The 26525-nt window shown below is 60.7% G+C and carries 17 protein-coding genes and 1 pseudogene; 10 read left to right on the forward strand and 8 right to left on the reverse strand.

Annotated features, from left to right (window positions below):
- Positions 1–23: 23 nt before the first annotated feature.
- Positions 24–1040 (reverse strand): Bug family tripartite tricarboxylate transporter substrate binding protein, encoded by a 1017-nt coding sequence (locus tag ACM6IQ_RS19955; RefSeq protein ID WP_017337016.1) that lies wholly within the window; start codon positions 1038–1040, stop codon positions 24–26.
- A gap of 379 nt (positions 1041–1419) precedes the next feature.
- Between ACM6IQ_RS19955 and ACM6IQ_RS19960 the strand changes: the two genes are divergently transcribed.
- The 6 genes from ACM6IQ_RS19960 (at position 1420) to ACM6IQ_RS19985 (ending at position 8853) form a co-directional block, all read left to right on the forward strand.
- Positions 1420–2760: an MFS transporter gene (locus ACM6IQ_RS19960; RefSeq protein ID WP_414879613.1), complete on the forward strand. Its 1341-nt coding sequence runs from the start codon at positions 1420–1422 to the stop codon at positions 2758–2760.
- On the forward strand, positions 2753–3709 hold the full coding sequence (locus ACM6IQ_RS19965; RefSeq protein WP_017337018.1) for an amidohydrolase family protein: 957 nt from the start codon (positions 2753–2755) through the stop codon (positions 3707–3709). The genes ACM6IQ_RS19960 and ACM6IQ_RS19965 overlap by 8 nt, the downstream gene beginning before the upstream one ends.
- Positions 3706–4710, forward strand: a complete 1005-nt coding sequence (locus ACM6IQ_RS19970; protein WP_414879614.1) for a 4-hydroxythreonine-4-phosphate dehydrogenase PdxA — start codon at positions 3706–3708, stop codon at positions 4708–4710. The genes ACM6IQ_RS19965 and ACM6IQ_RS19970 overlap by 4 nt, the downstream gene beginning before the upstream one ends.
- A 317-nt stretch (positions 4711–5027) precedes the next feature.
- Positions 5028–6203 (forward strand): L-rhamnonate dehydratase, encoded by a 1176-nt coding sequence (locus ACM6IQ_RS19975; RefSeq protein WP_414879615.1) that lies wholly within the window; start codon positions 5028–5030, stop codon positions 6201–6203.
- Between the two features lie 30 nt (positions 6204–6233).
- Positions 6234–7229 (forward strand): AraD1 family protein, encoded by a 996-nt coding sequence (gene araD1, locus ACM6IQ_RS19980; RefSeq protein ID WP_414879616.1) that lies wholly within the window; start codon positions 6234–6236, stop codon positions 7227–7229.
- Positions 7230–7272: 43 nt separating this feature from the next.
- On the forward strand, positions 7273–8853 hold the full coding sequence (locus ACM6IQ_RS19985; protein ID WP_414879617.1) for an aldehyde dehydrogenase (NADP(+)): 1581 nt from the start codon (positions 7273–7275) through the stop codon (positions 8851–8853).
- Between the two features lie 59 nt (positions 8854–8912).
- Here ACM6IQ_RS19985 and ACM6IQ_RS19990 read toward each other — a convergent pair whose 3' ends face one another.
- Together ACM6IQ_RS19990 and ACM6IQ_RS19995 are read right to left on the reverse strand one after the other, a co-directional pair.
- Positions 8913–9821, reverse strand: a complete 909-nt coding sequence (locus tag ACM6IQ_RS19990) for a DMT family transporter (RefSeq protein WP_017337023.1) — start codon at positions 9819–9821, stop codon at positions 8913–8915.
- 175 nt (positions 9822–9996) lie between these two features.
- Entirely contained in the window at positions 9997–11622 is a 1626-nt protein-coding gene (locus ACM6IQ_RS19995) for a methyl-accepting chemotaxis protein (protein ID WP_414879618.1), read from the reverse strand.
- A 411-nt stretch (positions 11623–12033) separates the two neighbouring features.
- Here ACM6IQ_RS19995 and aceK point away from each other — a divergent pair, with 411 nt between their 5' ends.
- From aceK to ACM6IQ_RS20010, 3 genes are all read left to right on the forward strand, one after another.
- A complete protein-coding gene (aceK, locus tag ACM6IQ_RS20000) occupies positions 12034–13752 on the forward strand; it encodes a bifunctional isocitrate dehydrogenase kinase/phosphatase (RefSeq protein WP_414879619.1) in 1719 nt (572 codons plus the stop codon).
- A gap of 188 nt (positions 13753–13940) precedes the next feature.
- Positions 13941–17852: an ATP-dependent RNA helicase HrpA gene (gene hrpA / locus ACM6IQ_RS20005; RefSeq protein WP_414879620.1), complete on the forward strand. Its 3912-nt coding sequence runs from the start codon at positions 13941–13943 to the stop codon at positions 17850–17852.
- A 378-nt stretch (positions 17853–18230) separates the two neighbouring features.
- A complete protein-coding gene (locus tag ACM6IQ_RS20010) occupies positions 18231–19352 on the forward strand; it encodes a beta-ketoacyl-ACP synthase III (protein WP_017337027.1) in 1122 nt (373 codons plus the stop codon).
- A gap of 196 nt (positions 19353–19548) precedes the next feature.
- Here ACM6IQ_RS20010 and ACM6IQ_RS20015 read toward each other — a convergent pair whose 3' ends face one another.
- Entirely contained in the window at positions 19549–20865 is a 1317-nt protein-coding gene (locus tag ACM6IQ_RS20015; protein ID WP_017337028.1) for a putative porin, read from the reverse strand.
- A 285-nt stretch (positions 20866–21150) separates the two neighbouring features.
- Here ACM6IQ_RS20015 and ACM6IQ_RS20020 point away from each other — a divergent pair, with 285 nt between their 5' ends.
- Complete coding sequence (locus ACM6IQ_RS20020; protein WP_414879621.1) at positions 21151–22275, forward strand: GNAT family N-acetyltransferase; 1125 nt, start codon at positions 21151–21153, stop codon at positions 22273–22275.
- Between the two features lie 16 nt (positions 22276–22291).
- On the opposite strand, the gene aqpZ is transcribed toward ACM6IQ_RS20020, so the two are convergent.
- The 4 genes and pseudogenes from aqpZ to ACM6IQ_RS20040 form a co-directional block, all read right to left on the reverse strand.
- Complete coding sequence (gene aqpZ, locus ACM6IQ_RS20025) at positions 22292–22987, reverse strand: aquaporin Z (protein WP_414879622.1); 696 nt, start codon at positions 22985–22987, stop codon at positions 22292–22294.
- 238 nt (positions 22988–23225) lie between these two features.
- Positions 23226–25058: an ABC transporter ATP-binding protein gene (locus tag ACM6IQ_RS20030; protein WP_017337031.1), complete on the reverse strand. Its 1833-nt coding sequence runs from the start codon at positions 25056–25058 to the stop codon at positions 23226–23228.
- Positions 25059–25149: 91 nt separating this feature from the next.
- Complete coding sequence (locus ACM6IQ_RS20035; protein ID WP_017337032.1) at positions 25150–25707, reverse strand: peptidylprolyl isomerase A; 558 nt, start codon at positions 25705–25707, stop codon at positions 25150–25152.
- Positions 25708–25710: 3 nt separating this feature from the next.
- A pseudogene (locus tag ACM6IQ_RS20040) lies at positions 25711–26516 on the reverse strand (alpha/beta fold hydrolase).
- Positions 26517–26525 lie beyond the last annotated feature (9 nt).

The following is a 26525-nucleotide window of genomic DNA, read 5'->3' on the forward strand; positions in this document are numbered from 1 at the left end:
GCAGGCGGACGGCCGTCGGCAACTCAGTTTTTCAGCCAGCCGGCTTCTTTGAACACCGGGGTGACGCGGGCGGTGTCTTTCTCAATGTAGGCAGTCAGCGGCTCGCCTTCGAGGAAGGTCGGCACCAGCGCGTTCTGCTTGACGTAGGCCTTGAACTCCGGGGTCTCGGTGACTTTACGCATCAGTTCGACATAGAACGCCCGCTGCTCGGCGGTGACTTCGCCGGGCATGAACACCGTGCGCGGAAAGCGATACTGATCTATGCCCAGGCCTTGCTCGTGGCAGGTCGGCACATCGGCCCAGGATTTTTCGCCGGCGACCTTGTCGGTATAGCTCATGCGCTCCTTGCTGAACACGCAGAGTGGCTCGACCTGATCACCGCGCCATTGGCTGATGCTTTCGCTGGGGTTGTTGACGTTGGCGGCGATGTGTTTGCCGGCCAGTTGGGTCGCGGCTTCACTGCCGCTCTTGAACGGGATGTACACCAGTTTGCTGTTGTTGGTCTGGTTCAGCAGCAGGGTCAGGGTCTGGTCGACATCCTTGGACTGGCTGCCGCCCATGCGCAGTTTAGACGGATCAGCCTTGGCAGCTTCGTAGAAGCCTTTGGCGTCTTTCCAGGGGGCATCCTTGTAACTCCAGAGGATAAAGTCGTCCTCGGCCACGGCCGCCACGGGAGTCAGCTCCTGCCATTGATAACCGAGCTTGGACACCAGTGGCAGCAGGTAAATGTTGTTGGTGCCAATCACCAGTTTTTCCGGATCGCCCTTGTTCATTTTCAGGTCGAGGAAGGCTTCGGCACCATTGCCGCCACCCTTGTTGAGGACGATGGTATTCACATCGAGAAACTTGTGGGTGGTGATGATCGACTGGATCAGGCGGCCGAGTTGATCGGTGCCGCCACCAGGGCCGCCAGCGACGACGATTTCGACGTTCTTGTCCGGTTGCCAGGCGGCGTGAGCGAGAGTGGGAAGGGTTCCGGCGGCGATCAGCGTGCAGCCAAGAAACAGACGGGATGTGCGACGGAGGAATGCATTTCGCATGATGGAAGGCCTCGTTTTTGTAGTTGTTATGAGTGACTTGTCGGTGTTCAAAAGCTGCAAGCCTGGCCTGAGTGTGGGAAGCCTCCGTCCTCGCGTCTAGTCAAAACAATACATACACCGATAGCCTGCGGTTATAGGTCTGAAGGGCCAATATCGCCATGATCGCCAAGGCCGTTGCGCCAGAGCGGTTTGATAGGAAAGTCAGGCAGGTACTGCCTATTGAAAGCCCACTGAAAGCATGGCGTGACATAACCCGAGGCTATCGCCGTATTTCAAGTTTTGATTAGACGGTTATCACTGGGCCTTCGATAGTGCTCACCAACGCCGCCTGAAGCGGCAATGCTGCATCTCACAAAAATAATAAATCGAGGTACGCACCATGGCTCGTCCCAGTGCTTCCCTGCAGCTGCCCGACGCAGTTGCCCAGCCTGTCGCAGCGGCCACTCCGCTGACCGGCACGAACAAGGCCAGCAGTGTGCGCTGGCGGATCTTCGCGATCATCTTCGCGCTGACCATGGTCAACCTGATCGATCGGGTGTCGCTGTCGATAGCGATGCCAACCATCGCCCATGAATTTTCCCTGTCGCCGAGCATGCAAGGGCTGATCCTCAGCAGCTTTTTCTGGGCTTATGCATTGCTGCAGATTCCTGGCGGCTGGATGATCGATCGCTTCGGGCCGCACCGGGTCATCAGTTGGTCCACCGGGTTGTGGGGCACGTTTCAAGTGCTGGCGGCGTTTGCCACCGGCGGGTTGTCGTTACTGTTCGCCCGGGTTGCGCTGGGCGCTGCCGAGGCGCCGTTGTTCCCTTCGGGCGGCAAGCTGATTTCCCTGTGGCTGGCGCCGAGCGAGCGCAGTCGCGGCGCCGTGCTGATGGACAGTGGCAGCCCGTTGGGCGTGGCGCTCGGCGGGTTGATCATTGCCTACCTGATTGCTTCGCTGGACTCCTGGCGCCTGGCATTCGTGATCGCCGGTATCGCGACGCTGGTACTGGCCTGGCTGGCGCGGCGTTATCTGCGCGATGACCCGGCCAGTCACCCGCAAGTGAATGCCGAAGAACTGGAGAAGATCAACGCCGGGCGCGCGACGCCTGCTGCCGAAGCGGCGCGAGTGCCGGTCAAGGGCCTCGGCATCGCCGCCCGTTCCCTGAGTGGTTTGCTCATCGGACGCGCCAGTTGGGCGATGGTGTATTTCGGGTTGCTGACCTGGGGCCCCAGTTATCTGGCGCAGGCCCGAGGCTTCGATATCAAAGGCATTGGCGCGGCGACGTTCGTGATTTTCGTCTGCGGCGCGCTGGGTTCGTTGACCGGTGGTTTCCTCTGCGACGGGTTGATCCGCAAAGGCGTCAGTCGCGGTGTCGCGGTCAAGAGCCTGCTGGCATTTTCCGGTGTGATCGCCCTCGGCGCGTTCCTGTTGCTGCCGACCCTGACTGACCCGTTTGCCGCCGTGGCGCTGTTGGCCATGACTGCGTTTTTCCTGATGTGGGGCAGCCTCTACTGGAGCTTCCCGGCATTGCTGGCGGCACCGGCACGGGTCGGGTTGATCGGCGGGGTGATGAACATGGCCGGCAGCACCGGCGGGATTGCAGTCCCGATCCTGGTCGGCGTGATCCTGCAAATGGCCGGTGGCTTTGCGCCGGTGCTGGGGTTCTTCGCCGCCTGTTCGGCCGTCTTCGTGCTGGCCACATTGTTCATCAGTCTCGACGAGGTGCGGCATGACTAAGGTGTATGACGGTCCGATCATCGACGCCCATCACCACTTCTGGGATCCGACGATCAATCACCATCCATGGCTGGCACCCGAAGCCGACATCCCGTTTCGCTACGGCGATTACAGCGCGATCAAGCGGCGCTATTTTCCCGATGACTACTTCGCCGATGCCGGCTCGCATAACGTCGTGCAAACGGTGTACATCGAGACCGAATGGGACCCGCAAGACCCGATCGGCGAAACCCGCTTCATCGAAAGTCTGGCCGCGCGTTACGGCGTCCCCAATGCCATCGTCGCCCAGGCCTGGCTGGATCATCCGGATGCCATCGCGGTGCTCACCGAACAGGCGAGTTTCAAGGGGGTACGCAGCGTGCGCCACAAACCCGGCGGACCGACCTCGACCGCACAGGTCGGGCATCTGCGCAGTCTGATGAGCGATGAACATTGGCGGCGCAGTTACGCCGCGCTGCAAGGGTTGGGGCTGCATTTCGATTTGCAGACACCCTGGTGGAACCTGTTCGAAGCCGAGCGGCTGGCCCGGGACTTTCCCGGCACCACCCTGATTCTCAACCACGCCGGTTTGCCCAATGACCGCAGTGCCGAAGGCCTGGCCGGCTGGCGTCTGGCAATGGCGCGGCTGGCCGAGTGGCCGAACGTGCAGGTGAAGATTTCCGGCCTGGGCGTGGCGGGGCGGGCATGGCGTGCAAAGGACAACGCGTGGATCGTGCGCGAAGTGATCGCCATGTTCGGCACCCATCGAGTGATGTTCGCCAGCAACTTCCCCGTGGACAGCCTGTGCGGCTCGTTCGACGACATCTACAGCGGTTTCAAATCCATCGTTGCTGATCTGCCTGGCGCCGATCAGCAGCGACTGTTCTACGGCAACGCGCAGCGGGTCTATCGCTGCGAGCCTTGCGCCATTGACCGGACACGGCCCGAACCCTTGAGGAGTGAAGCATGAACAAGACAACCATCGCCATGGTCCTGGGCGACCCGGCGGGCATCGGCCCGGAACTGATCGCACGCCTGCTCGCGGAACCTCAGGTCCGCAGCCAGGCCAACGTGATCCTGATTGCCGACGAGGCGGAAATGCGTCGCGGCATGCGCATCGCCGGGGTGGATTTTCCTTACCGTCGTGTGGAGTCGTTGGAGCAGCTGTCGTTTGTCGATGACACGCCGCTGTTCTATGACTTTCGCGGCGACACCCTCGGTGAATTCCCGCGCAGCGAAGCCAGTGTCATTGGCGGTCGCTACAGCCTCGACACCTTGGAAAAAGCCCTGCGCCTGACTGAGGCCGGCATCACCGATGCCATTCTGTTCGGGCCACTGAACAAGACCTCGCTGCACATGGCCGGCATGGCCCACAACGATGAGCTGCACTGGTTCGCCGAACTGCTGGATTTCCATGGGCCGTTCTGCGAGTTCAACGTGCTCGACAATCTATGGACGTCTCGAGTGACGTCCCACGTGGCACTGGCCGAGGTGCCGGGCATGTTGACTCAAGCGCGGGTGGTGGAAGCGATCCAGCTGATCGACACCGCGCTCAAGCGCAATGGCCTGGAAAAGCCGCGCATCGGCGTCTGTGGCTTGAACCCCCACAACGGCGACAACGGCTCGTTCGGGCGCGAAGAACTCGACATCATCGGGCCGGCGGTGCGCTCGGCTCAAACGTTGGGGATTGCGGCAGAAGGTCCGTACCCGGGCGACACGATTTTCCTCAAGGTTCAGGGGGATGCCAGCGCCTTCGACGCGGTGGTGACCATGTACCACGACCAGGGACAGATCGCGATCAAGTTGATGGGCTTCTCCCGTGGGGTGACGGTGCAGGGCGGCTTGCCGATTCCGATTACCACGCCGGCCCACGGCACCGCGTTTGATATCTCGGGCCAGGGCAAGGCCAACGTCGGCGCGATCCGCCAGGCCTTCGAGATCGCGTGCCGGATGGGCGGCAACACCTACTGACTCACCGCAATACCCCTGTGGGAGCGCGCCTGCTCGCGATGACGGCATGACAGACACCCTTGAAGTGACTGTCAGATCGCTATCGCGAGCAGGCTCGCTCCCACCTTTTTTTTGTGATGGCTGATAACCCGATCTAACGGATATCCGCTTTTTCCTATCACCCCAGGTTATCGACGGATGTGCATAAGTGATTATCCGCCGCCCCCAAGCGCTGGCTAAAGTCGCTCCATCGAATGACCAGCGCCGATCACCCGAACGGCTCTGCGCACACGACTCAAACAACTACAAAAAGCCGGCAGCGCAAGGAATCCGTACCCATGAAAATCAAAGCAATCCGTACCCGCGTTTTCGAGTGGAAAGGTAAAGTCGTCCCGCCTCAAGCGCACTTCTGCACCAACGCCAGCGACATCCTGTTCGAGCGCGGTGACGCCATGGGCTCGTTCCGTTTCCACGGCTGGCTGGTGGTGGAAGTCGAGACCGACACCGGTCTCGTCGGTATCGGCAACTGTGCGCTGGCGCCACGTGTGGCCAAGGAAATCATCGACACTTACCTGGCGCCGATCGCCATCGGTGAAGACCCGTTCGACAACGAATACATCTGGCAGAAGATGTACCGCCAGAGCCACGCCTGGGGCCGCAAAGGCATCGGCATGGCGGCGATCTCGGCGATCGACATCGCGATCTGGGACATCATGGGCAAAGCGGTCAACAAGCCAGTGTTCAAGCTGCTTGGCGGGCGGACCAAGGAAAAGATCTGGACCTACGCTTCCAAGCTCTACGCCAACGACAACCTCGACCTGTTTCTCGAAGAAGCCCAGGGTTATCTGAACCAGGGTTTCACCGCGCTGAAAATGCGTTTCGGCTACGGCCCGAAAGACGGCCCGGCGGGCATGCGCAAGAACATTGAACAAGTGCGCGCCCTGCGTGAACTGGCCGGCCCGGACATCGACATCATGCTCGAATGCTACATGGGCTGGACCCTCGAATATGCGCGTCGCATGTTGCCGAAACTGGCCGAGTTCGAACCGCGATGGCTGGAAGAGCCGGTGATTGCCGACGACATCGAGGGCTACATCGAGCTGAAAAAAATGGGGATCATGCCGATCTCCGGCGGCGAGCATGAGTTCACTTCCTACGGCTTCAAAGACTTGCTCGAACGCCGCGCCGTCGACGTGATCCAGTACGACACCAACCGCGTCGGCGGCATCACCGCCGCGCGCAAGATCAACGCCATGGCCGAAGCCTGGTCGGTGCCGGTGATCCCCCACGCCGGGCAGATGCACAACTATCACCTGACCATGTCCACCACTGCCTCGCCGATGGCCGAGTTCTTCCCGGTGTTCGATGTCGAGGTCGGCAACGAACTTTTCTACTACGTGTTCAAGGGCGAGCCGCAACCGGTCAACGGCTACATCCAGCTCGACGACAACACGCCAGGTTTGGGCCTGGAAATCTCCGATGAATTTTTGAGCGACTTCAACATCATCGAGTGACCCCAATCCCCGACTTTATGGAGGGCCGTCATGCGCCTGATTCAATTTGAAAATTCTGTCGGTGAGCGCCAGGTCGGCGTTGTCGAAGGCTCACAGGTCCAGGTGCTGAAAGGCACCTGCAGCACCCGTGAACTGGCACTCGCGGCGATCCGCGCCCAACGCAGCCTGCAAGAAGAAGTCGCTTCACGCGGCACCGAGCCTGGCCCGGATTACGCGCAGCTGTTGCAGCAGGGCCAGGTCCTGCCGCCGCTGGACCACGAAGACCCGGCCCATTGCCTGATCAGCGGCACCGGCCTGACCCATCTGGGCAGCGCCTCGGCACGGGACAAGATGCACCAGCAGGACGGCGCCGTTGAAGCCGGCATGACCGATACCATGCGCATTTTCAAGTGGGGCCTGGAGGGCGGAAAACCTGCCGCCGGCCAGGTCGGCGCGCAACCGGAATGGTTCTACAAAGGCGACGGCAGCATCGTCGTGCGCCCCGGCGCGGACTTCCCGGTGCCGCCGTTTGCCGAAGACGCCGGAGAGGAACCTGAGCTGACCGGCCTCTACGTGATCGGCGACGACGGCCTGCCATATCGCGTCGGTTATGCGCTGGGCAACGAGTTTTCCGACCATGTCATGGAGCGGCGCAATTACCTCTACCTCGCGCACTCGAAATTGCGTTTCTGCGCCTACGGTCCGGAACTGCGCGTCGGTGAATTGCCCCGGCATCTGGCGGGCACCAGTCGCATCATCCGCAACGGCGAAACCCTCTGGGAAAAAGAGTTTCTCAGCGGCGAAGACAACATGTGCCACAGCCTTGCCAACCTCGAATTCCATCACTTCAAGTACGCGCAGTTTCTGCGGCCCGGCGATGTCCACGTGCATTACTTCGGCACCGCCACACTGTCATTTGCCGACGGGGTGAAAACCCAACCGGGCGATCGCTTCCAGATCAGCCTCGATGCGTTCGGCGCACCGCTGGAAAACGGCATCGGCGAAAGCGCCCGGCCGTTGGCCATCGGCCAGGTTCGTTCGCTTTAAGCTTTCAACCTCCGGCGCTTGTCAGCCGGCCAAGGAATCACTCATGACCACACTTACAGGACACAACTACATCGGCGGTCGTCGCAGCGCCAACGGTACGTTGCAGCTGCAAAGTCTCGACGCGACCACCGGTGAACCGTTGCCCGGCCGCTTCTTCCAGGCCACTGAAGCCGAAGTGGATGCCGCCGCCAAAGCCGCCGCCGCGGCGTACCCGGTCTACCGCAACCTGAGCGCGGAAAAACGCGCGACCTTCCTCGACGCCATCGCCGATGAAATCGATGCGCTGGGTGATGAGTTCGTCGCCACTGTCTGCCGTGAAACCGCATTGCCGGCCGGTCGTATTCAGGGTGAGCGCGGACGTACCAGCGGTCAGATGCGGTTGTTCGCCAAAGTCCTGCGGCGCGGCGATTTCTACGGCGCACGGATTGACCGCGCATTGCCGGATCGTCAGCCGTTGCCGCGTCCGGATCTGCGCCAGTACCGCATCGCCATCGGCCCGGTTGCGGTGTTTGGCGCCAGCAACTTCCCGCTCGCATTCTCGACGGCGGGCGGCGACACCGCCTCGGCGCTGGCCGCCGGTTGCCCGGTGGTGTTCAAGGCGCACAGCGGGCACATGGCGACCGCCGAGTGGGTGGCGGACGCGATCATCCGCGCAGCCGAGCGCACCGAAATGCCGGCCGGGGTGTTCAACATGATTTATGGCGGTGGTGTCGGTGAGTGGCTGGTCAAGCACCCGGCGATCCAGGCGGTGGGCTTCACCGGTTCGCTCAAGGGCGGCAATGCCCTGAGCCACATGGCCGCGACCCGGCCGCAACCGATCCCGGTGTTTGCCGAGATGTCGAGCATCAACCCGGTGTTCCTGTTGCCTGAAGCCCTCAAGGTGCGTGGCGAGCAGATCGCTGCGCAACTCGCCGGTTCGGTGACGCTGGGTTGTGGCCAGTTCTGCACCAATCCGGGTCTGGTCATCGGTTTGCGCTCGCCGCAGTTCAGCACTTTCCTCGAAACGTTGTGCGCCAGCATGAACCAGCAACCGGCGCAAACCATGCTCAACGCCGGCGCACTCGTCAGCTACAGCAAAGGCCTGGGCGAACTGCACGAACATCCGGGACTGACGCACCTGGCGGGCAAACCGCAGCAGGGCAATCAGGCGCAGCCACAGGTGTTCAGGGCGGATGTCAGCCTGTTGCTCAAGGGCGATGAACTGCTTCAGGAAGAGGTGTTCGGGCCGACCACCATCGTCATTGAAGTCGAAGACCAGGCGCAACTCGCGGCCGCGCTGCACGGTTTGCGCGGGCAACTGACGGCAACGCTGATCGGCGAGGCCGAGGAGCTGCTGGAATACCGCTGGCTGGCCGAGTCGCTGCAGGAAAAGGTCGGGCGGATTTTGCTCAATGGCTATCCGACCGGGGTCGAGGTGTGTGAGGCGATGGTGCATGGCGGGCCGTATCCGGCGACGTCGGATTCGCGGGGCACGTCGGTGGGGACGCTGGCGATTGATCGATTCCTGCGGCCGGTGTGCTTCCAGAATTATCCGGATGCGTTGTTGCCCGAGGCGTTGCAAAACGCGAATACGCTGGGGATTCGGCGGCTGGTGGATGGGGAGGTGAGTCAGTCAGCTTTGTAGTGCCTGAGCAGGCGCCTTCGCGGGCAAGCCCGCGATGGCGTCATCAGCATCACCACAAATCACTTGGCAGCCACCGCCGCAACCTTCTTCACCGAAGTCTTCAACACCAACCACAACGCTGCAGCAATCAAAACTCCGCCATAAATGTGCGCCATCGACAGCGGCTCATCCAGCAACAACGCCCCCCATAACACCCCGAACGGCGGAATCAGGAAGGTCGTGGTCATCGACTTTACCGGCCCGACCGAGCTGAGCAGGCGGAAGTAAATAATGTACGCCAACGCGGTACATACCAGCCCCAACCCCAGCAACGACAGCCAGACACTCCAGCCGCCCCAGCTCGCCGGCGGCTGGCTGATCACGCTGTAACCGAACAGCGGCAACAGGAATAATGTCGCGCCAAGCATACTGCCCACTGCCGAAAGACGACTGTCGAGACCACCCGCCTGATCGAGCCAGCGGCGGGCAAGGAAGCCGGCGAAGCCATAACAGGTGGTGGCGAGCAGGCAGGCGAGGGCGCCCATCAGCAGTTGCAGGTCGAACGCCACCGGGCCTGCACGGGTCAGGATGCCGACGCCGAACAGACCGAGGAACACCCCGCCCAGCTTGGCGGCGGTGAGTCGTTCACTGAAGAACAGACCGCCAATCAATACGCCCATCAATGGCGTGGTGGCGTTGAAGATGGCCGAGTAACCGGCCGGAAGCACCTGGGCCGCCACGGAATAGAGGGTCGCCGGGATCCCGGAGTTGATCACCCCGAGCAGCATCACCGTTTTCAACTTGCCCTTGAAATCCCAGCTGATACGCATCAACCCGAGAATCACCAGCAACCCCGCCGCCGCAATCGACACGCGAAAAAACGCCGTGGGAATCGAGCCGATCACCGGGGCAATGATGCGCATGAACAGGAAACTCGCGCCCCAGATGGCCGCCAGCGACAGTAAACGAACGATATCGACAGGGCTCACGACGCACTCCTTCCTTGATGGGGACGAGAGTGTTGCCGAGAGCCTTGCCTATGGCAACCGAAAAACCGGCACTCAATTCTTGTGGCGAGGGAGCTTGCTCCCGCCGGGCCGCGCAACGGCTCCGCAAACCGGTGAGCGCTGTGCACTCAAGCGCGAGCAAGCTCCCTCGCCACCGTTATAGTTGAAAGCGAGTGACCAGCCCGTTGAGGTCGACTGCCAGCCGCGACAGTTCCTGGCTGGCGGCGGAAGTCTGGGTGGCACCTGCGGCGGTCTGGGTCGAGAGGTCGCGAATGTTCACCAGGTTCTGATCGACTTCCCGGGCCACCAGCGCCTGCTGCTCGGCCGCGCTGGCGATGACCAGGTTGCGCTCGTTGATCTGCGAGATCGACGCGGTGATTTTCTCCAGGGCCTGGCCCGCGCCGTTGGCCCGGCGCAAGGTCTGGCTGGCATGTTCGGCGCTGCTTTGCAACGCGATGACCGTGGCCCCGGTACCTTGCTGGATATTGTTGATCATCAGCTCGATTTCTTCGGTGGAGTTCTGAGTGCGTTGCGCCAGCGAACGCACTTCATCGGCCACCACCGCAAAGCCCCGTCCGGCTTCACCGGCGCGAGCGGCTTCGATGGCCGCGTTGAGCGCCAGCAGGTTGGTCTGCCCGGCGATTGCGCGAATCACTTCCAGGACTTTACTGATGTCCTGCGCCTGAACCGCCAACCCCTCGGCTTGTTCCGACGCGCTGAGCACTTCGCTGACCAGTCCCTGAATCGAGTTGATGGTTTCACTGACCTGCACGTGCCCGTGCTTGCTGTCCTCGTTCGACGCCTGGGAAGCTTCGGCGCTGGACACGGCGTTCGCGGCGACTTCGTCCACCGCAGTGCTCATCTCGGTGACCGCGGTGGCGGCCATCTCGATCTGGTCGTTCTGTTGTTGCAGGCCTCGGGTACTTTCCTCCATCACCGAGCTCATTTCCTCGGCAGCCGACGCCAGTTGCCGCGCCGAGTCGCTGATGCCGCGAATGGTGGTGCGCAGGTTGCCTTGCATCTCGTCGAGGGCGTTGAGCAATTGCGCGGCTTCGTCCTTGCCGCTGATGTCTATCGGTGCGCTGAGGTCGCCCGAGGCAATCCGGCGTGCAACGTTCAGGGCCTGGTTGATCGGCGCGGTGATGCTGCGCGTCAGCAGCCAGGCCAGGAGCAATGTGGCGAACAGCGCGGCGACGATGATTGCGCCGACGACCCATTGCGCACGCTGGTACATCAACGCGGCTGCGTCCGCGGCGGTATCGGCGCCTTGCTGATTGAAACTGATCATCGCCTCCAGGGATTTATCCAGCACGCTGCCCTGCGGGGCCAGTTCATTGTTGAGGCGGGCGTAGGCCTGGTCATTCTGGCCCGCATCGATCTGCGCGAGGATCTGGTCGAGGATCGCCAGGTACTTGGCCACGGCCGCGTTCAGACTGTCGAGCATCACCCGTTCCTGATCACTGGACAGCATCGTCTTGTGGTCATCGAGGCGCTTGAGCAGCTCCTGGCGTTGGGCGCTGAGAATGCCTTTACTCTTTTCCCGCACGGCGCTCTGGCTGTTGGCGATCAGCCGCAACGATTCGAGACGGAGGGTGGCGATGTTGGCCGCGCTGTCATGGATGCTCTCGATGCTCGGCATCCACGACTCCTCGATGACCGCCGCACTTTCGCGCAGGGTCGCCATCTGGCCCAGTCCGAACAGCCCGACCAGTACCAGAAGACTGGCCAATACGGCAAAACTCAAGCTCGCGCGCAAACCTATGCGCATGTTCCTTATCGGCATCTAAAGTGCTCCTTGGGCATTTTGGGAGGTAGCCCTCGTGGACCGAGGATCTTGTTTTTAGGCGGGTGAGAGCGAGCTATATATCAAAGTGCCATCATTTTGGTAAGACCAATCCGCATGCGTTTTTCGATTGGCTGGCTTCAGGGAAAAAGCAGGATACCCGGCGTCTGGCGATTGGCCTGAGCGTGGATTGGATCCGAACGCCTGATAATCAGAGGGCTGTAGGTGAATCGATTAAGTGCAGAGAGGATGACTATAAAGATTGATTACTGACCGAACGGTCAATTAAAAAATGTCTGAAAAAACTGTGCTCCCGAGTGATTCATTCGTTGTCGGACCGAAATTAGGCTTCTCCTGCACCCGGTTCACTGGCTAAGCTCAGGCCTTCCGAATTCCCGCAGAGGTCTCACCATGCCGCAGCAATGGCCAGCCGCCGACATCGCCCGAATGATCCTCGATGGCTTTGACGATTACCGCGAGCATTTCCGGCAAATCACCGATGGTGCCCGAGCGCGCTTCGAGCAGGCCAAGTGGCAGGAGGCGCAAGTCGCCTCGGCGGCGCGGATCAACCTCTACGAAGAGAAAGTCAGCGAAACGGTCGAGCGCCTGCACGTCGCGTTCGACGCCGACACGCTGGATGTCAGCTGCTGGCCATTGGTCAAAAGCGCCTACATCAGCCTGATCGACCTGCGCTTCGACGATGAGCTGTCGGAGACCTGGTACAACTCGATCTTCTGCGGGCTGTTCAGTCATGACCTGATCAGCGACGGCTGCATGTTCATCCACACCACCCGGCCGAGCCTGCGGCGGGCACGCGCCGCACAGACCCGTACCTACAAGCCCCAGGGCAAGCTGTCCGACATGCTGGCGAGCATTTTTGCCGACTACCGCTTCAGCGAGGATTACGCCGACCTGGCGGGCGATCTGCATCGTCTCGAAGCGCAACTGCGCGAGAACCTGCCGGACTGGGTGTGCAAAGACCCGGAACTGAGCGTCGAACTGTTTTCCTCGGTGCTTTACCGCAACAAGGGCGCGTACCTGGTGGGGCGCATCTACACCCGGGACGAGCAGTGGCCGCTGGTGATTCCGCTGCTGCACCGCGAAGGGCGGGGGATTCAGATCGATGCGTTGATCACCGATGAAGCCGATGTGTCGATCATCTTCTCGTTCACCCGTTCGTACTTCATGGTCGACGTGCCGGTACCGGCGGAGTTCATCGGTTTCCTGAGGCGCATTCTGCCGGGCAAACACATCGCCGAGCTGTACACCTCGATCGGTTTCTACAAGCACGGTAAATCCGAGTTCTATCGGGCGCTGATCAACCACCTGGCCAACACCGACGACCAGTTCATCATGGCCCCCGGTGTGCGCGGCATGGTCATGAGCGTGTTCACCCTGCCGGGGTTCAACACCGTATTCAAAATCATCAAGGACCGTTTCTCACCGTCGAAAAACGTCGACCGCGCGACGGTGATCGAGAAGTACCGACTGGTTAAAAGTGTCGACCGCGTCGGGCGCATGGCCGATACCCAGGAGTTTGCCGATTTCCGTTTCCCGCTGAGCAAGTTCGACCCGGCGTGCCTGGAAGAATTGCTGGAGGTGGCCGCGTCCACCGTTTCGTTGGAGGGCGACACGGTGTTGATCCGCCACTGCTGGACCGAGCGGCGGATGACGCCGTTGAACCTCTACCTGGAAAACGCCAACGAGGCGCAGGTGCGCGAAGCGCTGGAAGATTACGGTCTGGCGATCAAGCAACTGGCGGCGGCGAACATCTTTCCCGGCGACATGCTGCTGAAAAACTTCGGCGTCACCCGTCACGGTCGCGTGGTGTTTTATGACTACGACGAGATCTGCTTCCTGACCGAAGCCAACTTCCGCCACATCCCGCAACCGCGCACGCCGGAAGATGAGATGGCGTCCGAACCCTGGTATTCGATCGGGCCGCTGGATGTGTTCCCCGAGGAGTTTCCGCCGTTTCTTTTCGCCGATGCCGGGCAGCGCAAGTTGTTCGATCAGTTGCATGGCGAGTTGTACAACGCCGATTACTGGAAGAGCCTGCAAGAGGCGATTCGTGGCGGCAAAATAATCGATGTGTTCCCGTATCGGCGCAAGGGCCTGGATAACGAGTAGTTCTCTGCGTCCGCTGCGCAGCCGAATCGCGAGCAGGCTCGCTCCCACTTTTGAACGCGGTGCCGCCGATTCTGGGGGCGCCGCAGAGCCCGTGTGGGAGCGAGCCTGCTCGCGATTCGGCCGCGCAGCGGTCGTAAAATCTGCGACAATCCGCCCCCTGCGCCACTAGACGACTTATTGCGTACCTGATGACTGACGAATCGCCTTCCATCGACAAACTGCTGAAAAACCTCGATCACGCCATGCTCGCCGACCGCCACCGGCTGCGGCGGCAGTTGCTTGAGCTGCGCAAGAAGCCCGACGAGGCCAAGCTGGCCCAGTGGGTGACGCGTATGCAGGCGTCCTGTGATCAGGTGCTGGCGCGGCGTGCCAGCCTGCCGGTGATTCGTTACGACGACAGCCTGCCGATCGCCGCCAAGCGCGACGAAATCAAGGAAGCGTTGCTCAAGCATCAGGTGCTGATCATTGCCGGCGAAACCGGTTCGGGTAAAACCACCCAGTTGCCGAAAATCTGCCTGGAAATCGGTCGCGGTCAACATGGCCTGATCGGCCACACCCAACCGCGTCGAATCGCCGCCCGCAGCGTCGCGAGCCGGGTTGCTGAAGAATTGGCGACGCCGCTGGGTGCACTGGTCGGCTATCAGGTACGGTTCGAGGATCAGAGCGATTCCAATACCCTGATCAAACTGATGACCGACGGCATCCTGCTGGCGGAAACCCAGAACGACCGTTACCTCGAGCGCTACGACACGATCATCGTCGACGAAGCCCACGAGCGCAGCCTCAACATCGACTTCCTGCTCGGTTACCTGAAAACCCTGCTGCCCCGTCGTCCGGACCTGAAGGTCATTATCACGTCGGCGACCATCGACCTGGAGCGCTTCTCCAAGCACTTCGACGATGCACCGATTGTCGAGGTCTCCGGTCGCACCTTCCCGGTGGAAACCTGGTACCGCCCGCTGACCCTGGAACAGGACGAAGAGGGCAACCGCGTCGAAGACGATCTGACCGTGGACCAGGCGATTCTCGCCACCCTCGACGAAATCGCCGCGTTCGAACGCAGCGAACGCAAGAGCCCTGGCGATGTGCTGGTGTTCCTGCCCGGCGAGCGCGAGATTCGCGACGCCGCCGACATGCTGCGCAAAGCCCAGCTCAAACACACTGAAATCCTGCCGCTGTACGCACGGCTTTCGCCGGCTGAACAGCAGCGGATTTTCCAGTCGCACCCGGGTCGTCGCGTGGTCCTGGCGACCAACGTCGCGGAAACTTCGCTGACCGTGCCGGGCATTCGTTACGTGATCGACAGCGGCACCGCGCGCATCAGCCGTTACAGCTACCGCGCCAAGGTCCAGCGCCTGCCCATCGAAGCGATTTCCCAGGCCAGCGCCAACCAGCGTAAAGGCCGTTGCGGGCGGGTCGAACCGGGCATCTGCGTGCGGTTGTTCAGTGAAGAAGATTTCCTCGGTCGCCCCGAATTTACCGACCCGGAAATCCTGCGGACCAACCTCGCGGCGGTGATTTTGCAGATGCTCCATCTGCGCCTCGGCGAAATCACCGATTTCCCGTTTATCGAGCCGCCGGATGGCAAGGCCATCAGCGACGGTTTTAATCTGCTGCAAGAACTCTCGGCGGTGGACCGCAACAGCCAGCTCACTCCGCTCGGTCGCCAATTGGCGCGGCTGCCGGTGGACCCGCGCATGGGCCGCATGTTGCTGGAAGCGGCGAAACTCGGCAGCTTGCAGGAAGTGCTGATCGTCGCCAGCGCCATGTCGATCCAGGACCCGCGCGAACGTCCGCCGGAGCGTCAACAAGCGGCGGATCAGGCCCACGCCCAATGGAAAGACGTGGACTCGGACTTCGCCGGGCTGGTCAATCTGTGGCGTGGTTTTGAAGAGCAGCGCCAGGCGCTGACGGCGAGTCCGCTGCGTAACTGGTGCCGCAAGAACTTCCTGAATTACCTGCGACTGCGTGAGTGGCGCGACTCTCATCGTCAATTGAGCCTGATCTGCCGCGACATGCAGTTGAGCCTCAACAAAGAGCCGGCGGATTACCCGAAACTGCACAAAGCCGTGCTGTCCGGATTGCTCAGCCAGATCGGGCAGAAAACCGAGGACGGCGATTACCTCGGCGCCCGTCAACGGCGTTTCTGGATTCACCCGTCATCGGGTCTCGGCAAGAAGCGTCCGCAATGGCTGATGACCGCCGAACTGGTGGAAACCACCAAGCTCTACGCGCGCATGGTCGCCAAGATCGACGCCGACTGGATCGAGCCGCTCGCCGGGCACCTGATCAAGAAAAACCACTTCGAACCCCATTGGGAGAAGAAGCGCGGACAGGTCGTTGCGTTCGAGCAGATCACCTTGTTCGGGCTGATCGTGGTCGGTCGCCGGCCGGTGCATTACGGGCCGGTCGATCCGGTGGTCTCCCGCGAGTTGTTCATTCGTGAAGGGCTGGTGCGTGGCGAGATTCAGTCAAAGGCCAAATGCCTGACCGCCAACAAACAACTGCTGGAACAACTCGACGAACTGGAAGCCAAGGCCCGTCGCCGTGACATTCTGGCCGACGAAGAAACCCTGTTCGCCTTCTACGACGCACGGCTGCCGGCGGAGATTCATCAGACCGCGACGTTCGACAGCTGGTACCGGGTCAACAGCCAGAAAGATCCGCAGCTGCTGATCATGCGCGAAGAAGACGTGCTGGCCCGCGAGGCCAGTGAAGTCACCGCCGCACATTACCCGGACACCTTGCACATTGGTGATCTGGAACTGTCATTGAGTTACCACTTCGAACCGAACCATCCGCGTGATGGCGTGACGCTGCGGGTGCCGGCGCCACTGTTGCCGATGTTGCCGCCGGAGCGTCTGGAGTGGCTGGTGCCGGGTGTGATCGAGGCCAAGTGCATCGCGCTGGTGCGCAACCTGCCCAAGGCGCTGCGCAAGAATTTCGTGCCGGTGCCGGACTTCGTCAAAGCCGCGTTGCAGCGCATGACCTTTGCCGAGGGCTCGTTGCCTCAGGCGCTGGGTCGCGAACTGCTGCGCATGACGGGGGCGCGGGTCAGTGATGAAGCCTGGGCCGAAGCGGCGCAGCAAGTCGAAAGCCATTTGCGGATGAACCTGGAAATCGTCGATGGCCAGGGCAAGTTCCTGGGCGAAGGACGGGATCTGGCGGAACTGACCGCACGATTCGCTGAAGCGAGCCAGGCGGCTTTGGCCGTTCCGCAAACGGCGAAAAGTCAGCAGCCGGTGGAGGCGAAAGTCTTCGCGGCGGTGGCGGAAAAAACCCAACAGAAGATTGCCGGGCTGTCGATGACGGTGTATCCGGCGCTGGTGGAAGAGGCCGGCACGGTCAAGGAAGGGCGGTTCTCGACGCCGGCCGAAGCCGAATTCCAGCATCGCCGTGCCTTGCAGCGCTTGCTCATGCAACAGCTGGCCGAGCCGGCGAAATTCCTGCGCGGCAAGTTGCCGGGGCTGACCGAGTTGGGTTTGATGTACCGCGACATGGGGCGCGTCGACAGTCTGGTGGAAGACATTCTGCTGGCCAGTCTCGACAGTTGTATCCTCGACGGCGAAGACCCGCTGCCGCGTGATGGCGCCGGGCTGGCGGCGTTGGCCGAGCGCAAACGCGGCGGCTGGACCGAGCACGCCGAGCGGCTGGCCAAATTGACGCTGGAGATTCTGAAGCTCTGGCACGGCCTGCAAAAACGCTTCAAGGGCAAGATCGATCTGGCGCAGGCCGTGGCCCTGAATGACATCAAGCAGCAGCTCAGTCATTTGGTGTATCCGGGTTTTGTCCGCGAAACGCCGATGCAGTGGCTCAAGGAACTGCCGCGTTACCTGAAAGCCATCGAGCAACGCTTCGAGAAACTCGGGGCGCAGGTGCAGAAGGACCGGGTGTGGAGTGGCGAGTTGTCCGGTCTCTGGACCCAATACCAGGCCCGCGCCAGCAAACACGCCCAGGAAGGCAAGCGCGATCCGCAGCTTGAGCTGTACCGCTGGTGGCTGGAGGAATACCGGGTTTCGCTGTTTGCCCAACAGTTGGGGACCAAAGTGCCGATATCCGACAAGCGCCTGAACAAACAATGGACCCAGGTCGAACCGTAGGCCCTGTGGGAGAGGACTTTGTGGCGAGGGGATTTATCCCCGTTGGGTGGCGAAGCCGCCCTGAAATCAGCGCACTCGATGTATCAGTTACACCGAGTGCGCTGGTTTTGCGACTGCTTCGCAGCCGAACGGGGATAAATCCCCTCGCCACAAAAGGCTGACAGAGATACGCCGCTACTTCGCAAAAGGCGCCAAAACCCAACGTTTATGGCAAACTTCGCGCCTATAAACGCCGGCCCCGCGGTTTTGAGCCTCCACAGGTTCGGGCGGAACGGAATAAAGCGATGCCAGGTTTGATTCCTCTCACGGGAACAGACCCTTTGTGTATTGGTACGTCGGTGCCAATGCTTTCTGCCTGAACAGATTAGAGAAACGACCATGCATAACGTCGTCATCAGCGGCACCGGCCTGTACACCCCGGCCAACAGCATTTCCAACGAAGAGCTGGTGCAGTCTTTCAACGCTTACGTCGCGCAGTTCAACGCCGACAACGCCGATGCCATCGCCCGTGGCGAAATCGAAGCGTTGACCGAGTCCAACGCAGCGTTTATCGAAAAAGCTTCCGGCATCAAAAGCCGCTTCGTCATGGACAAGGACGGCATTCTTGACCCGCAACGAATGGCGCCACGCCTGCCGGAGCGCTCGAACGACGAGTGGTCGGTCCTCTGCCAGATGGCCATCGGCGCGGCCGAACAAGCCTTGCAGCGCGCCGGCAAAACCGCCGCCGACATCGACGGCGTGATCGTTGCCTGCTCCAACCTGCAACGCGCGTACCCGGCCATCGCCATCGAAGTCCAGGAAGCGCTGGGCATCCAGGGTTTCGGTTTCGACATGAACGTCGCCTGCTCCTCGGCGACTTTCGGTATTCAGGCGGCCGCCAACAGCGTGCAACTGGGCCAGGCCCGGGCCGTCCTGATGGTCAACCCGGAAGTCTGTACCGGACACCTGAACTTCCGTGACCGCGACAGCCACTTCATCTTCGGCGACGCGGCCACCGCGGTGATCATCGAGCGCGCCGACCTGGCGACGTCCAAGTATCAGTTCGACGTGGTCAGCACCAAGCTGTTGACCAAGTTCTCCAACAACATCCGCAACAACTTCGGCTTCCTCAACCGCGCGGCGGAAGAGGGCATCGGTGCCAGGGACAAACTGTTCGTGCAGGAAGGCCGCAAGGTGTTCAAGGAAGTCTGCCCGATGGTTGCCGAGCTGATCGGTGCGCACCTGGAAGAGAACCAGCTCAATGTTGGCGACGTGAAGCGCTTCTGGCTGCACCAGGCCAACCTCAGCATGAACCACTTGATCGTCAGGAAACTGCTGGGTCGCGAAGCCACCGAAGAAGAAGCGCCGGTGATTCTCGACACCTACGCCAACACCAGCTCCGCCGGTTCGGTGATTGCGTTTCACAAGAACCAGGACGATCTGGCCGCCGGTTCGCTGGCCGTGCTCAGCTCGTTTGGCGCCGGTTACTCGATTGGCAGCGTGATTCTGCGCAAGCGCTGAGTTCGCTTTAAAAGATCGCAGCCTGCGGCAGCTCCTACTGGGTTACGTAATCCCATGCAGGAGCTGCCGCAGGCTGCGATCTTTTTTTGCACAAAAAAACTCGCGTTGCAGTATCGGACGGATGATGGGGACCGATACTGCAACGCGAGTTTGTAAAAGCAGTCCGGGCTTCCTTGCCCGGGCCGTGTAGCAGTGATCAGAACTTGGCTTCAGCATCCAGTTGCAGGGTGTTGATTTTCGAGTCCCGCAGCGTGGCGTTGGTGTAGTCGGAATCAGCCATGAAGTAGGTCGCGCCGAGGGCGAAGTTCTTGTCGATCTCGTAGCTCACTTTCAACTTGCTGCCGCGCGAACCGGTGAAACCGTTGGCGAAGTCGGAGTCGGTGAAGGCGCCGACCACCGCGTTACGCTGTACGTCGCGATAGTTGTAGTCCACGCCGAAGCCGAAGACGTTGGTCTTGACACCGGCCAGCCAGCCCATGTCCTGATCGTTGCTGGCATCGTCGTTGTTGACGACTTGACCGTAGATCGACAGCGGCATTGGCAGGCCGCCGATGTCGAGCTGACCAAAGCCTTCGTACAGTTTGAACTGCTCGTTCGCCGTGTTGCCGTTAATGGCCAGGCGGCAGGTGTTCGCCGCACAGGTGTTGTTGATGTCGTTGTCGTTGTCGTAAGCGTAGAGACTGCCACCCAGGGTCATTTTCAGGTTGTCAGTGATCGCGAAACGAGCGCCCAACTGGCCTGCGTACAGACGCAGGTCGTGACGGAACTGCTTGCCTTCGCCGTCGACGTTGTCCTTGAGGGTGTAGTGGCCGGCGCTGCCGAACAGCTCGGTGCTGCCGCCCAACGGGTATTTGTAAGTCAGTGCCAGACCTTCCGGGCTGATGTCGCTATCCCAGATGATGTCGCCCATGCTCACCCATTGCTGTGGCATCTTGCCGCCAACGAGGTGCAGGTTCTTGATGGCATCAGGGTGGTAGTCGACGTAACCCTGGTCCAGCCAGATATCCTTCTTGGTGAAGTTGCCATCCAGGCTCTGGTTGGTGGAACGAGAGTCGTTGTCGCTGCCAGTGGCGATACGGATGCCGGTGTCCACTTGCGGGTTGATTGCCGTGTAGGCACCCAGGCGGACACGGATACGTTGACGATCCTGGTCGCCGGTGTTCGATACGCCATCGTTCTTGACCGTCTCCTGACGGAAACGCACGTCACCCTTGAACTGGGTCTTGGCAGCCCACGCCAGCTTCTGGTCGAAGGTGCTCAGTGCTTCGGTTTTCTTCGCGGTAGCCGCGATCTGCTCGTTGGTCTCTTGTTGAGCCTGACGGGCGATTTGCTGTTCTTTCTGATCCCGGGCCAGTTCGGCTTGCAGTTCGCTGTACTGCGCGTTGGTAATCGAACCGTTAGCCTTCAGCATGTCGAGCAGTTTGCCGTCGACTGCGGCGCTGGCCGGAACACTCATGGCCAGCAGCAGGCCGCCACACAGGGCCGCCGCAGTTTTCGTGGAAGCAAGACGCATATCAATCTCCGAAGATGAGAGGGGATGACTGAGCCATCCGGGGCACAACCGGCCGCAAAGGGACGGAAAACAGTGGCCGGGTGCTATAACCCGGCGCTCTAAAAACAGGCGCCAGTATCGCGATGGTTTATGACAAAGCAGTGGCAATGTGATGGCGTCTCGATGACGATACAAAATCGGAATGAACTTTCTATTCCGGGCTCTGTCGGCGAATCGCGGGTGTGGATTGCGACGCTATAGGCGATACTCGCGAGGCTTTTACGCCAAGAAGTGGGGAAGGAAGTGATGCCGTTGCAACGTCTGGAAAGTCTGTCCGATATAGCGCCGCACACCTGGGATGCCCTGGTGCCGGATGATCAGCCGTTTCTGCGTCATGCCTTTCTCAGCGCACTGGAGGACAGCGGCAGCGTCGGTCCGCATTCCGGGTGGCAGCCCGAGCATTTGCTGCATATGGAAGGTGATCGGTTGATCGCCGCGCTGCCCAGCTACCGCAAATGGCACTCCTACGGCGAGTACGTGTTCGATCACGCCTGGGCCGATGCATGCGAGCGTGCCGGCATCGACTATTACCCCAAACTGCTGACTGCCGTGCCCTTCAGCCCGGTCAGCGGCCCGCGTTTGCTGGCCGCCACGGTTGAAGACGGTTTCGAACTGCTGAAGAGTTTGCCCGGCTACCTTGAGATCGAAGAGCTCTCCAGCGCTCACATCAACTTCACGGACCCGTTCACCGACGCGGCACTGGCCGAACACCCTGGCTGGCTGCAACGCATCGGCTGTCAGTACCACTGGCAGAATCGCGGATATCGGGATTTTCAGGACTTTCTCGACGCCCTCAGTTCACGCAAACGCAAGCAGATGCGCAAAGAACGCGAGCAGGTGGCGGGGCAGGGCTTCGAATTCGAATGGCTGGAAGGCCGGCAACTGGATCAGGCGCAGTGGGATTTCGTTTACGCCTGTTACGCCAACACCTACGCAGTGCGTAGGCAACGACCTTATCTGACGCGGGAATTTTTCAGCCTGTTGGCCGAACGCATGCCGGAGTCCATTCGCGTGGTGCTGGCCAGACAAGGCTCACGCCCGGTGGCCATGGCCTTCAGCCTCGTCGGTGGCGACAGTTTTTACGGCCGTTACTGGGGCTGTCTGGCGGAGTTCGACCGGCTGCACTTCGAGACGTGTTTCTATCAAGGCATGGACTACGCGATTGCCAACGGCTTTCAGCGTTTCGATGCCGGTGCTCAGGGTGAACACAAATTGATTCGCGGGTTTGAACCGGTGATCACCCATTCCTGGCACAACTTGCGTCATCCCGGCCTGAAAGCGGCGGTAAAGGACTTCCTGCAGCAGGAACGTCTCGGCGTGCTGGCGTATGCCGAGGAAGCGAGGACCGCCTTGCCTTATCGGCAAGGCTGATCCTTCTCCGTTGGGCTCAAGTGCCTTCCTTGCCCAGCCATCGATAGGTCGCGCCACCGATCACCGCACCGAGTAGCGGCGCCACCCAGAACATCCACAATTGCGCGATGGCCCAGCCGCCGACAATCAGTGCCGGGCCGGTGCTGCGGGCCGGGTTGACCGAGGTGTTGGTGATGGGGATCGAGATCAGGTGGATCAGCGTCAGGGCCAGGCCGATGGCGATCGGTGCCAGCCCGGCGGGTGCACGTTTATCGGTGGCGCCGAGGATGATCAGCACGAACATCGCCGTCATCACCAGCTCACAGACAAAGCCTGCGGCCATCGAGTATTTGCCGGGGGAGTGTTCGCCGTAGCCGTTGGAGGCCAGGCCTGCTGAGAGGTCGAAGCCTTCCTTGCCATTGGCGATGTAGTAGATCAGCGCGGCGGCGATGATCCCGCCGATGACTTGCGCAACGATGTAAGCCGGCAGTTCCCTGGCCGGGAAACGACCACCGACGAACAAACCGACTGATACGGCGGGGTTGAGATGGCAACCGGAGATGTGGCCGATGGCGAAGGCCATGGTCAGCACGGTCAGGCCAAACGCGATGGCCACACCGAGCACGCCGATTCCCAGCGGAGACGACGCGGCCAGGACCGCACTGCCGCAACCTCCCAACACCAGCCAGAACGTACCTAACAACTCAGTGACTGAACGTTTGAACAGAGACATGAGATCTTCCTTGATAGGCGAGCTATCGAGTCTGAATCGAGTGACGCATCCTGCGGGTTTACGACAGGTTCATCTTCAGGACCTTGGGTGAGTACAGCAGGGTTTTTCTGGAATTCCAGTGCGGATGGGGAAAGTGCCAGAGCTTGTGGTTGGTGGGGTATGGCGGTTTATTGGGTTGGCTTGGGATTGGGGGCATATCCGTTGTTTTGGTAACGGATATTCACCCGACAAAACAGCCTCAATCGATCCCGACAAACCCCCCAGTCTGATGCTGCCACAATCGCGCATACAACCCGCCCTGCGCCAGCAGTTCAGCATGGGTCCCCGTCTCGGCAATCTGGCCTTTCTCAAGCACCACCAACCGGTCCATCCGCGCAATGGTCGAAAGCCGGTGGGCGATGGCAATCACGGTTTTACCCTGCATCAGGGTTTCGAGACTTTCCTGGATCGCCGCTTCGACTTCCGAGTCCAGCGCGGAGGTGGCTTCGTCCATGATCAGGATCGGCGCATCCTTGAGCAGCACCCGTGCGATGGCGATCCGCTGACGCTGGCCGCCAGAAAGTTTCACCCCGCGCTCACCCACATGCGCATCAAACCCGGTGCGCCCTTCGGCGTCCGACAGCAACGGAATGAACTCGTCGGCACGGGCTTTGTGCACCGCTTCCCAGAGTTCGGCGTCGGTGGCATCGGGTTTGCCGTAAAGCAGGTTGTCGCGGATCGATCGATGCAGCAGCGACGTGTCCTGGGTGATCATGCCGATGCGCTCGCGCAGGCTCTCCTGAGCGACGTCAGCGATGTTCTGGCCGTCGATCAGGATTTGCCCGCCCTGCACGTCATAGAGGCGCAACAGCAGGTTGACCAGGGTCGATTTGCCGGCGCCGGACGGGCCGATCAAGCCGATTTTCTCACCGGGTTTGATCGTCAGGTTGAGGTCGCCGATGATCCCGCTTTTCTTGCCGTAGTGAAAATCCACGTGCTCGAAGCGCACTTCACCACGGGTAACGGCCAACGGTTTTGCCGCTTCACGGTCGGTGACGCTGACCGGTTGCGAGATGGTCTGCAAACCGTCCTGGACCATGCCGATATTTTCGAAAATGCCGGTGACCACCCACATGATCCAGCCAGACATGTTGACGATCCTGATCACCAGGCCGGTGGCCAGGGCGATGGCGCCAACGGTGATCAGCGACTGGGTCCACAGCCACAACGCCAGGCCGGTGGTGGTGACGATCAGCAAGCCGTTCATGCTGGTGATGACCACGTCCATGCTGGTGACCACGCGGCCGGCCAGTTGGGCTTTTACGGTCTGTTCTTCGATGGCTTCCTTGGCGTATTGCTGTTCGAAGTTGGTGTGGGCGAACAGCTTCAGCGTGGTGATGTTGGTATAGCCGTCGACGATCCGCCCCATGAGTTTGGAACGCGCATCCGAAGACACCACGGAGCGTTCTTTCACCCGTGGCACGAAGTAGCAGAGGGCGCCGATGTAGGCGGCGATCCAGGTCAGCAGCGGGATCATCAGGCGCCAGTCGGCTTCGGCGAACAGCACCAGCGAACTGATCGCGTAGATCAGCACATGCCACAGCGCGTCCACCGCTTGCACGGCCGAATCGCGCAGCGAGTTGCCGGTTTGCATGATGCGTTGGGCGATGCGCCCGGCGAAGTCGTTCTGGAAGAAATTCAGGCTCTGCTTGAGCACGTAGCTGTGATTCTGCCAGCGGATCATGCTGGTCATGCTCGGGCTCAGGGTCTGGTGCACCAGCATGTCATGCAAGGCGAGAAACAGCGGACGCAGAATCAGCGCAACCACTGCCATCCAGGCCAGTTCCACGCCGTGGATCTTGAAGAAGTCGACGTTGGGTGTGCCTTGAGTCAAATCGATGATGCGACTCAGGTAGCTGAACAGCGCCACCTCGATCAGCGCACCGAACAGGCCGACGATCAGCAACACCGCAAACATTGGCCAGACTTGCTTCAGGTAATAGGTATAGAAGGGGAGAACACGATCGGGCGGAGCCGCCGTCGGGGCGTCACGGAATATGTCGATCAGTTTTTCAAAACGGCGATAAAGCATTTGTTCTCCGCCCGCGTGCGGGCTCTCCTTTAAACGATTTGAACGGCGCCGGATACCGGCGGCCGCTCAACACTCCCTGTGCGTTTTGGACTTAGTCGATGCGCTTGGCCGACTTGATGAACACAGGATCGGCAGGCACATCTTTCATGCCGCCACGGGTGGTGGTTTGCGAGTTGACGATGACGTCCACGACATCCATGCCTTTCACGACTTTACCGAAGACAGCATAGCCATCGCCCTGGTCCAGGAAGTCGTTGTCCTTGACGTTGATAAAGAACTGGCTGGTGGCCGAATCCGGCACGGAGGTACGGGCCATGGACAGCGTGCCACGCACGTTATGCAGGCCGTTTTTGGACTCGTTCTTGATCGGTGCCTTGGTTTCTTTTTGCTGCATTTGTTGGGTGAAACCACCGCCCTGGACCATAAAGCCCGGAATCACGCGGTGAAAAATCGTGTTGTTGTAGAAACCGCTGTCGACGTACTCAAGAAAGTTCTTGGTACTGATCGGCGCCTTGACCGGGTCCAGTTCGATTTCGATCTGACCGTTGGTGGTTTCCAGCAGCACGTGCGGTGCCTTGGCGGGCGTGGCGGCCATCAGGTTGGCGGCAAACAGAACGGAGCCAGCGACGAGGGCGATTTTTTTCAGCATGGGTCAGTGATCCTGAGTGTAGTGGTGTCGACTGCAGTGAGAAACTCGAGCAGGGTTTGGTTGAAGTGTTCGGGTTGATCCAGCGGGGTGGCGTGACGCGAATCGGCGATTACCACCAGCCGCGCATCAGGCAGCAGTTTTACGTAAGTCTCCTTCAGCGACACCGGTGTGTAGTCACGGTCGGCGCTGACGATGAGGGTTGGACAGGACACTTTGGAAAGTCGTTCCTGAACGCCCCAGCCAATGATCGCGTCGAAGCTGGCGAGATAAGCATGTTTGTCGTTTTTTGCCCAGCGTTCGGCCATCTTTTGACGCAATTCGGCCTGCTCCGGTTTCGGGAACAGCTTGGCGCCCAAGGCTTTGCCAATGGCGCCCAGACTGAGCGCGCGCATCAGGCTCCAGCGCTTGAACCACTGCCAATAATCGTCGCGACTGCGCAATTTGACCTCGGGCGCGCTGTTGACGATGCACAGGCTTTTGAGCAGTTGCGGCTGATCCACCGCCAGTTGAAAGCCGATCATGCCGCCCATCGACAGGCCCACATAATGCGTCGGGCCAAGGTTCAAATGCTCGATCAAGGCGACCAGGTCGGCGCTGAATCCGGCGATGCTGTATCGCTCGCGGGGTTTGTCCGAGCGACCGTGGCCGCGTACATCCGGCACGATCACTCGGTAGCGGGCGGACAGCGCCGGGATCTGCTTTTCCCAGTCCAAGGTACTGGAACCCAGCCCGTGGACCAGCAGCAACGGCGTGCCGTGGCCATATTCCTCGTAGTGCAGGTTGCAACCTTCGTGTTCGAAATAGGCCATGGGTTCACT

This window comes from Pseudomonas sp. IT-P100 (genome assembly GCF_949767185.1).
GTDB classification, from domain to species: Bacteria; Pseudomonadota; Gammaproteobacteria; order Pseudomonadales; family Pseudomonadaceae; genus Aquipseudomonas; species Aquipseudomonas fluorescens_B.

Excerpts from the sequence above, each read along its gene's own strand:
- ACM6IQ_RS19955 (WP_017337016.1), bottom strand. The coding sequence starts at position 1,040 with ATGCGAAATGCATTCCTCCGTCGCACATCCCGTCTGTTTCTTGGCTGC.
- ACM6IQ_RS19960 (WP_414879613.1), top strand. The coding sequence starts at position 1,420 with ATGGCTCGTCCCAGTGCTTCCCTGCAGCTGCCCGACGCAGTTGCCCAG.
- ACM6IQ_RS19965 (WP_017337018.1), top strand. The coding sequence starts at position 2,753 with ATGACTAAGGTGTATGACGGTCCGATCATCGACGCCCATCACCACTTC.
- ACM6IQ_RS19970 (WP_414879614.1), top strand. The coding sequence starts at position 3,706 with ATGAACAAGACAACCATCGCCATGGTCCTGGGCGACCCGGCGGGCATC.
- ACM6IQ_RS19975 (WP_414879615.1), top strand. The coding sequence starts at position 5,028 with ATGAAAATCAAAGCAATCCGTACCCGCGTTTTCGAGTGGAAAGGTAAA.
- araD1 (WP_414879616.1), top strand. The coding sequence starts at position 6,234 with ATGCGCCTGATTCAATTTGAAAATTCTGTCGGTGAGCGCCAGGTCGGC.
- ACM6IQ_RS19985 (WP_414879617.1), top strand. The coding sequence starts at position 7,273 with ATGACCACACTTACAGGACACAACTACATCGGCGGTCGTCGCAGCGCC.
- ACM6IQ_RS19995 (WP_414879618.1), bottom strand. The coding sequence starts at position 11,622 with ATGCCGATAAGGAACATGCGCATAGGTTTGCGCGCGAGCTTGAGTTTT.
- aceK (WP_414879619.1), top strand. The coding sequence starts at position 12,034 with ATGCCGCAGCAATGGCCAGCCGCCGACATCGCCCGAATGATCCTCGAT.
- hrpA (WP_414879620.1), top strand. The coding sequence starts at position 13,941 with ATGACTGACGAATCGCCTTCCATCGACAAACTGCTGAAAAACCTCGAT.
- ACM6IQ_RS20010 (WP_017337027.1), top strand. The coding sequence starts at position 18,231 with ATGCATAACGTCGTCATCAGCGGCACCGGCCTGTACACCCCGGCCAAC.
- ACM6IQ_RS20015 (WP_017337028.1), bottom strand. The coding sequence starts at position 20,865 with ATGCGTCTTGCTTCCACGAAAACTGCGGCGGCCCTGTGTGGCGGCCTG.
- ACM6IQ_RS20020 (WP_414879621.1), top strand. The coding sequence starts at position 21,151 with ATGCCGTTGCAACGTCTGGAAAGTCTGTCCGATATAGCGCCGCACACC.
- aqpZ (WP_414879622.1), bottom strand. The coding sequence starts at position 22,987 with ATGTCTCTGTTCAAACGTTCAGTCACTGAGTTGTTAGGTACGTTCTGG.
- ACM6IQ_RS20030 (WP_017337031.1), bottom strand. The coding sequence starts at position 25,058 with ATGCTTTATCGCCGTTTTGAAAAACTGATCGACATATTCCGTGACGCC.
- ACM6IQ_RS20035 (WP_017337032.1), bottom strand. The coding sequence starts at position 25,707 with ATGCTGAAAAAAATCGCCCTCGTCGCTGGCTCCGTTCTGTTTGCCGCC.